A 12,194-nucleotide genomic window follows, 5' to 3' on the forward strand; every position below is an offset into this window, starting at 1 on the left:
CGACCTTTGGTCGCAGAAGACGGGAGTCAGAAGTCGGGAGCCAGGACTCTTTCAGCTTCCGACTTTTGACTTCTGACTTCCGCGGCTTCAGCCGCGTTTAGCCGCTATTAACCACGACGCAGATTCCCGATCGTCTGCAGGGCCTGGTCGGCGGTCTGGATGCTCTGGCTGTTGAGCTCGAAAGCCCGCTGCGTCTTGATGAGCGTCACGAGTTCTTTCACCGGGTCGACGTTGCTCGCTTCCAGGAAGCCTTGCAGTAGCTGTCCGGTGCCGCCTTCGCCGGGGACGTTGTCCACCGGCTGGCCCGACGCGCCTGTTTCCGTGTAGATGCTGCCGCCTTGCAACTGCAAACCCTGCGGATTGATGAAGCTCGTCACACTCAGCTGGCCGACGTTCTGCTTGGTCGTCTGCCCGCCGATGATGACCTCGATGTTGCCGTCCTGGCTGATCGAGATTTCGCTGGTGTTGGGCGGAATGGTGATCGGCGGAATCAGCTTGTAGCCGTCACCGATGCCGAGCACGAGTTCGCCGACGTTGTTGACGAAGAAGTTCCCGTTGCGGGTGTAGCCGGTGCCCCCGCCGATGGAGTCCATGATCTTGACCTTGAAGAACCCCGCGCCCTGGATGCCGACATCCAGCGGCCGGCCGGTGTTTTCCATCGAACCCTGTTCGAGGTCGAGCTGGCTGTTGGAGATCTTGGTACCCAGACCAACGAAGATACCGGCCGGCGACACGTCGCCGGCACCGTTGGTCGTACCCGGCTGCCGAAGTGCCAGGTACATGAGATCTTCGAAGTTGAGCCGCGCCCGTTTGAAGGCCGTCGTTTCGGCGTTCGCGAGATTATTGGCGACGACGTCGATCCGTGTCGAAAGGGCACGCAAGCCCGTCGCGGCGGAGTGGAGTGCGGTGATCGCCATAGGAGTTTTATCGGACGTAGAGGAGTGGGAGCTTGAAAGGAAACGTCCGCGGGGCGAATGACAAATGGCGAGATGCGAACGACGAGTGAAGTCTCAAATCCGCAGTTCAATTCTCAGTTCGGTGAGTTCAGCTCCAGAGTGCCAATTCGAACCTTGGTGATTGGCATTTGCTCACTCATTCGCCATTCGCATTGTGCCGTTCGTCATTCAGCGAAACGCTCAAATCTTCCCCACTTCAATCAGTTTACCCAGCGTCTGATCCTGGTACCGGATCATCTGGGCATTGGCTTCGAGCAACCGCTGCGTCTTCATCAGGTCGGTCAGTTCCGTGGTCGGGTCGACGTTGGACCGCTCGAGAAACTCGGCCTGCATGCTCGAATCGACGCGGCGGATGCCGCTCGGTTCGGAGTATCCCAGCAGCGTGCCGCCCATCTTCTGCAGCTTGCTCGTGTCGTCGACATTGAACACGCCGATCTGACCAATCAGTTCCTTGCCCTGGGACACCGCACCGTCGCTGCCGATGTGAAGGGGACCGCCGTCGGCCGTTACGCGGATCGGCTGTCGATTGGTGTCCATCACCCGCTGGCCACGGTCGTTACCGAGTACCATGTACCCTTCGCCATCAATCATGAACTGCCCGTTGCGGGTTAGCGCCATGGCGTTGGCTTCGGTGCCGGACTTGGCCCGAACCGCAAAGAACCCGTCGCCCTGGATGGAAACGTCGAGCGGGGCGGACGTGTGTTCGAGGGTTCCCGGCGAGGTATCGACGCGCTGCTTGGAAACCAGCAATCCCCCGCCAATGCCCTCGAGGATCGAATCGCTCCAACCGGAGCGCCCTTTCCCGGCCCGTGCGGCCTCTGCTTCGGTCATCCGCTGCTGAAACAGCGGAAGATCACGCTTGAAGCCGGCGGTTTCCGCGTTGGCGAGGTTGTTCGCGATCACGTCCTGCTTGTAAGAGCTGGACATGACGCCCGAGGCGGAAAGATAGAGGCCGTAAATCATGATCGGCTCCGCCGAGTCGAGGAGCCGAAGATGGAAAATGGAGGATCGAGGGTGGATACCTTCAATCGTCTATTTTCCATCATCGACGCTCATCAGAGATCCCGGTGCAGGCGGCCTCGCCATCTGTGACGAGGCCGCCCGCCGGGTTACGTTGGAGAGGTTGCGACGGCCGCCACCAGGACTCCGCCCGGAGGTCGGCGACATCGCCCACCCGCGCCGCCGTCATCGACCTTCGCGTCCCATCGGGCTCCGCCCGTCGGTTATTGAAGGTCGATTTCGGTGAGCGGGTCGACGCGCCGTTGTCGGCGGGCGGCGGTCGGCATCCGTGCCGGGTACGCCGCGTCGGACCAGCTCCGCTGGTCTCGACCCGCTTCGATTCAGGCCCCCGAAGGTCGCGGTGCTCATCCGGCATCCGTTCCGACGAGCCACTCGCGAGGGGCCTTGCAATGCTCGGACTGCCGCTGCCGGGCCTTGCGGGACCGACTTACGATCCACACGCCCGATTGCAACGGCCTTCCGTGCGCCCTCGGCGGGACTCCGCCACACCTCGGGCACGACATGCTCAATACAAGTGCCGTGCCAGAAGCTTCGCGCAAAATGGAATTTTTCAGCCGACGCGCCGAAATGCCGTCTGCGGAGCACAAAACTGCCGGTGTGAGGCGGGCTGCAATGACGCGGTGGATTGTGCGCCGTCGGTCGGCAACGGCTGCGCCTTTGCGTTCGGCGCAATCGCTGCGCCCCCGAAGCGCAGGAAGTGCGAGTCAGCAGAAGGAAGTGTCACGAACGAAATCGTGTCGGACGCGAAGGTGCCATCACGCGGCGACCACCCCTCGCTTCTACCCCGGGATCAAACGATGTCGAATCAAAGCAATTCACTTCGCCGGCGTCTCGGCGACGGCTTCCTGGAGCAATTGAACCACCCGCGGCGAGCCGATCTCCCGCTTGCCAAACCCCGGCACCGCACCGGCGGCCAGCGCCTGAGCCTGGGTCTCTGGGTAGTTGCTGACCATCATCATCCGCGTCGAAGGATAGAAGCGGGCAAGCTTGCCGATGACCTTGACCCCCTCGGTCTCTGCGAAACCGTAGTCGAGAACCCGGTTGAACAACGCCAGGTCAACGCCGGCCTCGAGCGCGGCCTTCATCGACTCGTCGTCATCAACGGAGACGATCTTCGCGCCGGGAATGGCCTTGGAAACCGCCAGCCGAAGGTAGCTGCTGTCAGGACCACAATGACCAATAAATGCTACGGTTTTTGACATATCGAGGGTGTTGAAACAGGGAATTTAAGGGGCCGCTGAACTCAGAACAACGCAGGGCCCCGGGGAACGTCGACGTCTTCTTCGGCTTCTATTGTTAATCCGTATCGCCGTCCGACGCTTTGACCGTCTTGGCGGGATCGGATCGCCGGAAGATGGCAAGGACCCGGTCGATCGATACGACGTAAAGGCGGTTGTCGTGCTCGAGTTCCACGGGGATGGCCTCTCTCGGATCAAACAGCACCTTGTCGTATTGCCTGATCGTCTGATCCTCGTCATTCTCGATTGCCTTGCTCACGGCAATCACCCGACCGGTGATGACGGGAATCTCGTGACTGTCCGGCAACACGATTCCGCTCTTGGTTTGCCGCTTGTTGTCGTCCTTTCGAACGACCACGCGTTTACCAATCGGCTCGATCAGGTCGTAGTCACTGCGACTCTTGGCAGGTTGAGGAGGCATTGCGGGGGATTATAGCCAGGGAAGGGATCAGAGCGTCGAGGATTGACGATTGAGGGTCACAGGGGGGCGACGGCGCCCCTATTGCGACTTCATCACGCGTCGAGGCTCTTGGGCTTCAGGATCTGCAACGCCGCCTCATCGTCCACGGCGAAAGTGAAGACGCGGTCGAGCTTGCAGCGTCGCAGGACGTCCTTAAGCAGCGGCGGGACGGAGCAAAGAACCAGGCGGCCGCCGGTCTGTCCGAGCCTCTGGTGTGCCGAAAGCAGCAGGGAGATTCCGGGGGTGGTTACGGTTTGGACGTCGGCGAGATTCACGACGACCGCGCCGGACCGCGTGGCCGATTCAAAAGGGCGGGTGAGCGGCACGACCCCTTCAAACGTCAGTCCGCCGCCCAGCTTCAGGAGCGTGACGCCTTCGATCTGTACTTCGCTGATGGTGGCCATGGTGGCACCTTTGCGGATCGGACGGTACGAGGGGTTATTGCCCCGGCGGGGCCGTTTGCGCCGGTGTGGCCGGCGCTGGCTCAGCTGGGGCCGGTGCAGTTGGTGCTGGTTCAGCTGGGGCCGGCGCGGGCGAAGCCGGCGGTTCTGTCGGCGCCGGCACCGGTGAAGGTGCCGGAGCGGGAGCGGGCGTCGGCTGGCCGGGTGCCGATGGCGCAGGTGCCGGTGCCGCGGGATCCGCCGGGGGCGGAGCCGAGGGCTGTGTTGCCGCCGGCTGCGTCGCCGGTGACGGCTCTGCCCCCGCGTCCAATTCCTTGTTCCGGTCGTAGAGCGTCCCGGCCATCTTGGTCAGCACGGCACTGGTCGCAGTCACCGCATCGGACACCTGAATCGCATGGTCCACGCCCTTGGTCAGGGGCAGACGCCCCACCGAGGCGGCGAGCGCTTCCATTCGTTTGGTCAGGTCTTCGTCGACGTAAAACTGCGTGTAGCTCAGGTCGCGCAGTGCGTTGTAGGACGCCAGCAAGCCGTTATCCACCAACGCATCATCACTGAGCCGTTCGGGACGATTCGCGATCTGATCGCGCACCTGCACGACCACGGCATACTGGTGATTGAAGACGCCGGTCCGCAACGGTCCCGCCAGCCGCGGGAGAACTTCGGTCAGTTGACCGAACAGCGTCTTGAGCTGCGGCCGCTGGCGCGTCAGCGGCGCATTCTGAAGCTCTCCGGCAGCAAGCTCGAACTCCAGCGCCAGCTTCCGGGCCTCTCCGGCGCGGCTGCCCATCTCTGCTCCCGTCGGGAGCGGGGGCAGGCCGGCATTGGGGTCGGCCGGCTTTGACGGACCGCAACCCGAGATCAGGGCCGCAAGACCAACAGCCAGGGAAAGTCGCACGAACTTTCGATCCAAACGCTTCATTGATGCTCCGCAAACCGGCATTTGCCGCTGTACTTCTGCGAACGGGCTCTAACCCACGTCCGGCGATTCCGTACGACCTCTTAGCACAAACAACTTCGGGGACCCAAGGCGTTAACCGATCTCCGCGATCGTTACCGGCCTTCGCTGTTCGGCGCTGACGATGGCGGCTTCCAGGACCTGCTGCGTCTTGTAAGCGTCCTCAAAGTCAGGCAATGGGACAGTTGGCGTCGTGCCGCCGAGCGCCATCATCATATCCGCAACCTGGTTGATGAACCCGTGCTCGTACCCCACCACATGCGCGTCCGGCCACCAGGCGTGGGCGAACGGGTGATCCGGGGCGTGGGTGACCATGATCTTGGTCCAACCCTGCTGCTTGCGCTCGCTGGTGGCGTCGTAGTATTCGAGCCAGTTCATGTCTTCGAAGTTGAACCGGATCGCGCCCTTCTCGCCGTTGATCTCCAGGCCGTTCTTGTTCTGGTTGCCGGTGGCAAAGCGGGTGGATTCGACCGTCGCCACCCCGCCGCCGGACAGCCGGCCGATGAAGAGCGTGGCGTCGTCAACATCAACCTTGCCCATCTTGCCCTTGGCCGCCTGCGCCCCGCCGGCAATGCCGCCGGCCGAGCCCTGGGCGGGGATTTCGCGCTCTTCGACGAACGTCTTGGTGATGGCACCCGAAATCTCGGTGAACTCTTCGCCGGTGATGAACCTTGCCATGTCGATGACATGGGCACCCAGATCGCCGTGGGCCCCGGTGCCACTGACCGCCTTGCTGAATCGCCAGATCAGCGGAACCGACGGGCCGGCCCAATCCTGAAGGTAGAACGCACGGACGTGATAGATCCGCCCGAGCTTGCCGGACTTGGCCAGTTGGTATGCCAGCGCGACGGCCGGCACCCGACGGTAGTTGTACCAGCAGAAGCTCTTACCCTTGGCCTTACGGGCGGCGTCGCGCATCTGCCGGGCCTCGCCGATCGTGCCGGCCAGCGGCTTTTCACACGCCACGTGCTTGCCGGCCTCCAGCGCGGCGATCGACATTTCCATGTGGGCGTTATTGGGCGTGCCGACATCGACCAGATCGATATCCGGGTTCTGAACTGCCGACTTCCAGTCGCCGCTGGTGTTCTTCCAGCCCCAGCGGGCGGCGAACTCGGCAAGTTCCGCCATGTTCCGGCCACAAATCGTGTGCATGACCGGATTCACGGGCAGATCGGTGAAGAACTTGGGCGCCTTGAGGTAGGCGTTTGAATGGGTCCGCCCCATGAACTTGTGACCGATGAGGCAGACGTTCGCTGACTTCTGAGCCATGAAGGGGTTCCTCCGCTGAATGCTGAGTCGGCCGGGCGATATCCTCGAAATCCGCACGAAAACGCCTCGGGAACCGGAGTGTAACGGCGCGGACGGGCGATGCAAGGCAGAACCGGGCTGAGCAACGCAAGAGGCAAACATTGGCCCGCAAGGCGGTTAGGCACCCAACCCGGGAGCGCTGACGGCCTCGCTTCCAGCGGCAATCGACCCGAATGCCCCCAGCGATTACCTTGGATGCCATGACCCGACATCGCGCACCCCACTTCATCGCACTGCTGCTGTTGCCGCTGATCGTCGGCTGCTACGAATGCCGGTGGTCGGCGGCCGGGAAGGAGGCCATCCCCGCCGGCAGCATCGCCGGGCGTTGGGAAGGCACCTGGAAGAGCGACGCCAATGGGCACAACGGCGGCCTGCGGTGCATCATCAGCGACGTGACGCCCGACAGCTTTAAGGCCGACTTCCGTGCGACCTACGGCTGGTTCTTCTCGTTCGGCTACGCCGCGACCATGACGATCACCGCCGGCGAATCGACTCCCGCCTCGGGGCCGGCCTACATCTACTTCAAGGGGGAACAGGACATCGGATGGCTCGCCGGCGGCGTTTACCAGTATGACGGCAAGGTCGGCCCGACAGCGTTCTTCTGCAACTACACGTCGAAGGATGACAAAGGCGTCTTTCAGCTTTCCCGCCCGGGCGGGGAAGCAGTCGCGAAGTAACCGTCCCGCAGGCCTGACACCGTAGGGTCCGCCTTGGCGGACGCGACAAACGCCGTCACGATGCGTGTCTGCGATACCCGGCGCCCCGCCAGGGCGAACCCTGCTTCGGCACGCTCAATGAACGCCCGCGGGTTTCTGGACCGCCCAGAGAATGCGGTCTGACGCGATAAACAACGTTCCATTGGCCGCGATCGGCGTGGCGTAGCTCGCAGAACCCAGGGGACTGAGCGACAACTGGTGTGCCTCCCGCCCCGCTGCCATCACTACCAGGCCCTTCTTGTTCGTCACATACACCTTCCCGTCGGCGACCAGCGGCGTGCCCCAGGCCTCGGCGTTGGTGTCAAAGACCCAGTACGGCTTGCCCGTCACCACATCCAGGCAGTGAATCCGCCCCGGCAAATCGACCGCGTATAGCAGCCCGTCGCTGATCGCGACACTCGCGATCGTTCGCTCGAGCGCGGGGTAGGTCCAGACGATGCCGGTCCCGGTGACGTCACCGGTTTTGCTGGCGTCGATGCAGGTCAGCATGCCGCGACCGCGCCCGTGCGTGGGGTCCTGGCCGATCGTGCAGTAGACCCGTCCCTCGTGGAACACCGGCGTGGAGATGATCTCGCTCGGCCCGACAAACGTCCCGTCGTTCTTGTTGGTCGTGTACTTTTTTCGCTTGTCGCCGACGTAGTAATTGATCGCCTTGCCATCGGGCATCCGGTAGTTCGGCGGCACACAATCACACTGCCAGACCTTTGTCAGGTGGATCGGCGTTTCAGGAAGGCTGGTCAGCGCCTCGAACGCGTAGCAGATGCCATCGGCCCCGCCGAAGAACACTAGCTTCTTGCCGTTGACGACGCCGATCGACGGCGGCGACCAGAGGCAGTGCCACATGCGTTTGCCGAGGCCTTCGGTATCGGTCGCGAGCAGCTTGCCGGTCTCGGTGTCGAGCACGATAAAGCTTGGCGCATCCGGCCGCAGACACTTGGCGTGTGGGGCGTCGACGCCGTTGCAACTGACGACGTAAAGAAATCGCCCGTCGAGCAGCACCGAGCAGGCGGCGACATCGTGCGGGCAGATGCCGAGTTGGTCGATCAGGTCGAACGACCAGAGGATGTCGCCATCTTGCTTGCCCACCTTCGCCGGTGGATTGCCGGCACCTGCCATGTACTTGCCCTCATCCTGATAGGTGCCGTCGTTGCCGTCGGCCATGCCGTTGACGTCAAGACAGAGCACTTCGCACGAGTTGGTCACGACATAGGCTCGCTTCCCCGATACCGCCGGCGATGAACAAACGCCGAGATTCTGCTGGCCGTAGTGAGCGCCCTGGGGGAGCCGGTCGCGCCCGCGGGGCGGCACCGGAAGCCGCCAGAGCACAACGCCGGTGGCTTCGTCGAGGCATTGCACCATGCCGCCGCGCTGTCGGCTGAAACGGCTGTCGTTGATGAGGTTGGCATCGTCCGTCCCGATGAAAACCCGTCCGCCGGCGACGGTGGGATTCCCCTCAATCGCGTTGCCGAGCGTCGCCGTCCAGCGGACGTTTTCCATCGGCGCCCGGGGCTTGAAACCGTCGGCGAGGTTCCGCTCCGGCGAGACCATGTTCCGCCCGAGGTCGCTGCCGCCCCATTGCGGCCAGTCCGCCGCAACGGCGGCCGAGACCAGACTGGCGGTGGTCGCCGCGATCAGAAGAACACGCAAGCGAACGCGGCGGAAGTGGTTCATGCGAGTCTATACGCCCGGGCCGGCCCTTTGTGTAGGGTCCGCCTTGGCGGACGCGCGGGTTCCCACCCTGGCAAACCTTGATCGCCGCCAGCTTGGCTCGTCGGCCAAGGCGGACCCTACTAATCGCACCGCGCGGGAATCTCGGCTGTGAATCCGCTAAACTCTTTCAGACCTCATGAGCCTCACCGACGAAATCGCCGTACGCCGTACGTTCGCCATCATCTCCCACCCGGACGCGGGAAAGACGACGCTGACCGAGAAGTTCCTGCTGTATGGCGGCGCGCTTCAGTTGGCTGGGTCCGTGACGGCCCGCAAGAACCAACGCGCTGCGACGTCCGACTGGATGGAACTCGAACGCAAGCGCGGCATCTCCGTCAGCTCGACCGTTCTGCAGTTCGACTACGACGGCTTCAAGGTCAACCTGCTCGATACGCCCGGCCACAAGGACTTTTCCGAAGACACCTACCGCGTGCTGACGGCCGTCGATGCTGTCGTCATGGTCATCGACGCCGGCAAGGGCATCGAGAGCCAGACGCGCAAGCTGTTCGAAATCTGCCGTCGGCGCGGCGTGCCGATCTTCACCTTCATGAACAAGATCGACCGGCCGACCAAAGACCTGCTCGGCCTGCTCGATGAGCTGGAATCGGTCCTGGGTATCAAGGCCTATCCCGTCAACTGGCCGCTGGGAACAGGGCAGGATTTCAAAGGCGTATACGACCGCCAGGCGAAGAAGGTGCACCTGTTCGAGCGATCAGCCGGCGGCACCGGCCGGGCCGGGCTGACGATGCACGAACTGACAGACGCGGAGGTTGAAGAAGCTCTCAGTCCGTCGGCGTATGCCACCTCGATGGACGAACTGGAGATGCTGGAGATCGCCGGCGCAGAGTACGACAACGCCGCGGTGATGTCGGGCAATCTCACGCCGGTCTACTTCGGCAGCGCGGTGAACAACTTCGGCGTTCAGCTCTTGCTGGACGGCTTCCTGTCGCACAGTACGCCCCCCCGCCCGCGCAACGCCGGCAGCCGCTCCGTCGACCCGGCCGACCCCGCCTTTTCCGGGTTCGTCTTCAAGATCCAGGCGAATATGGACCCGCGCCATCGCGACCGGATCGCGTTCATTCGCGTCTGCTCGGGCAAGTTCAGCCGTGAAATGGGCGTGACCCATGTGCAGACGGGCAAGCGGGTGCGATTGAACAGTTCGCACAAACTCTTCGGCCGCGAGCGCGAGACGGTCGACGAGGCCTACGCCGGCGACGTCATCGGCATCGTCGGGCACGCCGAGTTCGGCATCGGCGACACGCTGACGGAAGACCCTTCGATCGTCTACAACGAAATCCCCCGCTTCCCGCCCGAAGTCTTCGCGTACATCCACTCGTCCAGCAGCTCGCAGTACAAGCGGTTCCGCGACGGCCTTGATCAGCTCATGCAGGAAGGCGTGATTCAGATGCTGGAGGTCAAGGGTTCCGTCCGCCGCGAGCCCCTGCTGGCGGCCGTCGGGCCGCTTCAGTTCGAAGTCGTGCAGTACCGCCTGCAATCGGAGTACGGCGCCGAGTCACGGCTGGAAGGGGCGTCCTGGTCGATCATGCGGTGGGTCGATCCGTCGATGTCGATCGAGCAGATCGAAGCGACGTTGCCAACAGGCGCGGCGCTGGCGCTAGACACCCGCAAACAGCCGGTGCTGCTTTTCCCCAGTGAATGGGCGATGGGCTACTTCCTTCGGCAGAACAAGGACGTGATCCTGTCGGATGTGCCGGTGGATGCGGCGCTGGCGAAGTAATCTGCGGCACGGGCGTCTCGCGCGTGTTCGCGGTGGGCCGCCGAAACACACAATCATAAATAGGGTTGGGACGGCCGTGCCACGGCGATCACGCCGCTTTGGTGTTCATCGTAAACACGCGGACGCAATTCCGCCCCGCGTGCTTGGCGGCGTAGACGGCCAGGTCGGCGGCTTTCATGAGGTGAGCGGGAGACGTCAGCGGCGACCCTGCCTCGAACGTCGCCACGCCGATGCTCGCCGACACTGCCAGCACCCCCGTATCGATCGGAATCGGCTTGGCACAGATCGCCCGGCGGATGCTCTCGGCGATCGCGGCGGCCGTCGCCTTGGCGGTGCCGGGGAGCACCAGCACCATCTCCTCGCCCCCATACCGCGCCGCCAGGTCCTGGGCGCGGGCGGCGGTGCCAAGCAGCTTGCCGATCGACTTGAGCACCTTGTCGCCCGTCGGGTGGCCGTGCTTGTCGTTGACGCTCTTGAACTTGTCCACGTCCATCATCAGCAGCGACAGCGGCTTGCCCGAGCTCTTGGCGACGTGCATCTGCTCGGCGATGAATTGGTCGAACCGGGCGCGATTCGCCAGCCCGGTGAGGGCGTCCGTCTCGGCCTTGTATCGCAGGGCCTCGTTCTGCTGGACGAGCGTGCTCGCCTTTTCCTGCAACGCCGACGCCTGCGCCTGGCTCTGGAGGGTCATCTCCACCAGCGCCTCGTTGGCGCGCTTCAGGATCGCTTCGTATGCCGCGGTCGAGCCGATGTTGATCTCGAACAGCGTCGCGACTTCCTTGGTCCGCTGACCGATGTCGGCCAGCAGCGCGTCGGCGTCGGCGTCGGTCAGGCCGTGCTGCTCGCGACAGAGCGATCGGACGGCGGAGATCGGTTCGGCGGCCTCTTCGTCGACGAACACGTCGGCGCACCGCGCCGCCAGGTGCACCAGCTCGGTGAGCTTGCGCAACTGCGGGTCTTCGACCGACGCAGCGTCGTGGTGCTTGGCGATCGGCGTGGCGAGCAACGGCGGGAGCTTCCACATCGCGGCCATCACGCCACCGGCGTCTGCATGGGTGAGGCCCAGCGCCGCGGTTTCGGCGATGACCAGCTCCTCGTGCGTCTTGGCCTGGGCGCAGACTGCTCCGTACTCGTCGCTGATGACCGTATCGAGGACGAGCATCCCGATGTCCATCAGTAGCGCCGCCAGAAACGCTTCCTCTTGCTGCAGGACATTCAGCTTCTTGGCAATGCTGCGGGCGGCGGTGGCGGCATAGATGCTGTGCTTCCAGTAGCTCAGGTGCTTGAAGCCCTTGCCCTGCGACTTGGAGAGGTTTGTCACCAGCGAGAAGCCAAGCACCAGCGTTTTGACCGACTGCAGCCCGAGAATCACCAGCCCCTGGCTGATCGTCCCGACGGCCTGCGAGCGGCCGTAGAAGCTGGAATTGACGGTGCGAAGAATCTTGCCGGACAGCGCGGGGTCCTGGGAGATCGTCTTGGCGATCTTGGGGATGTCGGCGTCGGGGCTTTGTGCGAGCGTAAGGACTTCCATCGCGATGGCAGGCATCGACGGAAGGTTGGGGCACTGCTGAATGCGATCAACGAGCGAGCTGTCCATTGAGAAGCTATCCTTCAGCCTTCGATCAACCGCATCATGGCACCAACAGGGGCCCGGACTGCCTTGACCGCCGACTCATGACATCCCGGATTGCT

Annotated in this window: 11 protein-coding genes; 2 read left to right on the forward strand and 9 right to left on the reverse strand. The window is 63.5% G+C overall.

The features are described from left to right. Positions 1-107 precede the first annotated feature (107 nt). The 7 genes from flgG to IPV69_RS09345 form a co-directional block, all read right to left on the reverse strand. Entirely contained in the window at positions 108-917 is an 810-nt protein-coding gene (gene flgG / locus IPV69_RS09315; RefSeq protein WP_206294830.1) for a flagellar basal-body rod protein FlgG, read from the reverse strand. Between the two features lie 219 nt (positions 918-1,136). After that, positions 1,137-1,919: a flagellar hook-basal body protein gene (locus IPV69_RS09320; RefSeq protein ID WP_206294831.1), complete on the reverse strand. Its 783-nt coding sequence runs from the start codon at positions 1,917-1,919 to the stop codon at positions 1,137-1,139. Between the two features lie 872 nt (positions 1,920-2,791). Further along, positions 2,792-3,178: a response regulator gene (locus IPV69_RS09325; RefSeq protein WP_206294832.1), complete on the reverse strand. Its 387-nt coding sequence runs from the start codon at positions 3,176-3,178 to the stop codon at positions 2,792-2,794. A gap of 94 nt (positions 3,179-3,272) precedes the next feature. Then, complete coding sequence (locus IPV69_RS09330; protein ID WP_206294833.1) at positions 3,273-3,635, reverse strand: hypothetical protein; 363 nt, start codon at positions 3,633-3,635, stop codon at positions 3,273-3,275. A 92-nt stretch (positions 3,636-3,727) separates the two neighbouring features. Further along, a complete protein-coding gene (locus IPV69_RS09335; RefSeq protein ID WP_206294834.1) occupies positions 3,728-4,078 on the reverse strand; it encodes an STAS domain-containing protein in 351 nt (116 codons plus the stop codon). Positions 4,079-4,112: 34 nt separating this feature from the next. Further along, positions 4,113-4,994, reverse strand: coding sequence for a hypothetical protein (locus IPV69_RS09340; protein WP_206294835.1), 882 nt, complete (start codon positions 4,992-4,994; stop codon positions 4,113-4,115). A 111-nt stretch (positions 4,995-5,105) separates the two neighbouring features. Further along, positions 5,106-6,299 carry a Gfo/Idh/MocA family protein gene (locus tag IPV69_RS09345; protein ID WP_206294836.1) on the reverse strand — a complete coding sequence of 398 codons (1,194 nt, stop codon included), beginning with the start codon at positions 6,297-6,299 and terminating at the stop codon, positions 5,106-5,108. Between the two features lie 239 nt (positions 6,300-6,538). Between IPV69_RS09345 and IPV69_RS09350 the strand changes: the two genes are divergently transcribed. After that, positions 6,539-7,015, forward strand: a complete 477-nt coding sequence (locus IPV69_RS09350; protein WP_206294837.1) for a hypothetical protein — start codon at positions 6,539-6,541, stop codon at positions 7,013-7,015. A gap of 114 nt (positions 7,016-7,129) precedes the next feature. On the opposite strand, the gene IPV69_RS09355 is transcribed toward IPV69_RS09350, so the two are convergent. Further along, entirely contained in the window at positions 7,130-8,725 is a 1,596-nt protein-coding gene (locus tag IPV69_RS09355) for an outer membrane protein assembly factor BamB family protein (protein WP_206294838.1), read from the reverse strand. Positions 8,726-8,900: 175 nt separating this feature from the next. Between IPV69_RS09355 and IPV69_RS09360 the strand changes: the two genes are divergently transcribed. After that, a complete protein-coding gene (locus tag IPV69_RS09360; protein ID WP_206294839.1) occupies positions 8,901-10,502 on the forward strand; it encodes a peptide chain release factor 3 in 1,602 nt (533 codons plus the stop codon). A gap of 88 nt (positions 10,503-10,590) precedes the next feature. On the opposite strand, the gene IPV69_RS09365 is transcribed toward IPV69_RS09360, so the two are convergent. Continuing rightward, a complete protein-coding gene (locus IPV69_RS09365; RefSeq protein WP_206294840.1) occupies positions 10,591-12,099 on the reverse strand; it encodes a sensor domain-containing diguanylate cyclase in 1,509 nt (502 codons plus the stop codon). Positions 12,100-12,194: the final 95 nt, after the last annotated feature.

Origin of the sequence: Humisphaera borealis, from assembly GCF_015169395.1 — a bacterium.
Classification (GTDB): Bacteria; Planctomycetota; Phycisphaerae; order Tepidisphaerales; family Tepidisphaeraceae; genus Humisphaera; species Humisphaera borealis.

Bases quoted from the DNA above. Each gene is read 5' to 3' on its own strand.
- flgG (WP_206294830.1), bottom strand. From the start codon at position 917: ATGGCGATCACCGCACTCCACTCCGCCGCGACGGGCTTGCGTGCCCTT.
- IPV69_RS09320 (WP_206294831.1), bottom strand. From the start codon at position 1,919: ATGATTTACGGCCTCTATCTTTCCGCCTCGGGCGTCATGTCCAGCTCT.
- IPV69_RS09325 (WP_206294832.1), bottom strand. From the start codon at position 3,178: ATGTCAAAAACCGTAGCATTTATTGGTCATTGTGGTCCTGACAGCAGC.
- IPV69_RS09330 (WP_206294833.1), bottom strand. From the start codon at position 3,635: ATGCCTCCTCAACCTGCCAAGAGTCGCAGTGACTACGACCTGATCGAG.
- IPV69_RS09335 (WP_206294834.1), bottom strand. From the start codon at position 4,078: ATGGCCACCATCAGCGAAGTACAGATCGAAGGCGTCACGCTCCTGAAG.
- IPV69_RS09340 (WP_206294835.1), bottom strand. From the start codon at position 4,994: ATGAAGCGTTTGGATCGAAAGTTCGTGCGACTTTCCCTGGCTGTTGGT.
- IPV69_RS09345 (WP_206294836.1), bottom strand. From the start codon at position 6,299: ATGGCTCAGAAGTCAGCGAACGTCTGCCTCATCGGTCACAAGTTCATG.
- IPV69_RS09350 (WP_206294837.1), top strand. From the start codon at position 6,539: ATGACCCGACATCGCGCACCCCACTTCATCGCACTGCTGCTGTTGCCG.
- IPV69_RS09355 (WP_206294838.1), bottom strand. From the start codon at position 8,725: ATGAACCACTTCCGCCGCGTTCGCTTGCGTGTTCTTCTGATCGCGGCG.
- IPV69_RS09360 (WP_206294839.1), top strand. From the start codon at position 8,901: ATGAGCCTCACCGACGAAATCGCCGTACGCCGTACGTTCGCCATCATC.
- IPV69_RS09365 (WP_206294840.1), bottom strand. From the start codon at position 12,099: ATGGACAGCTCGCTCGTTGATCGCATTCAGCAGTGCCCCAACCTTCCG.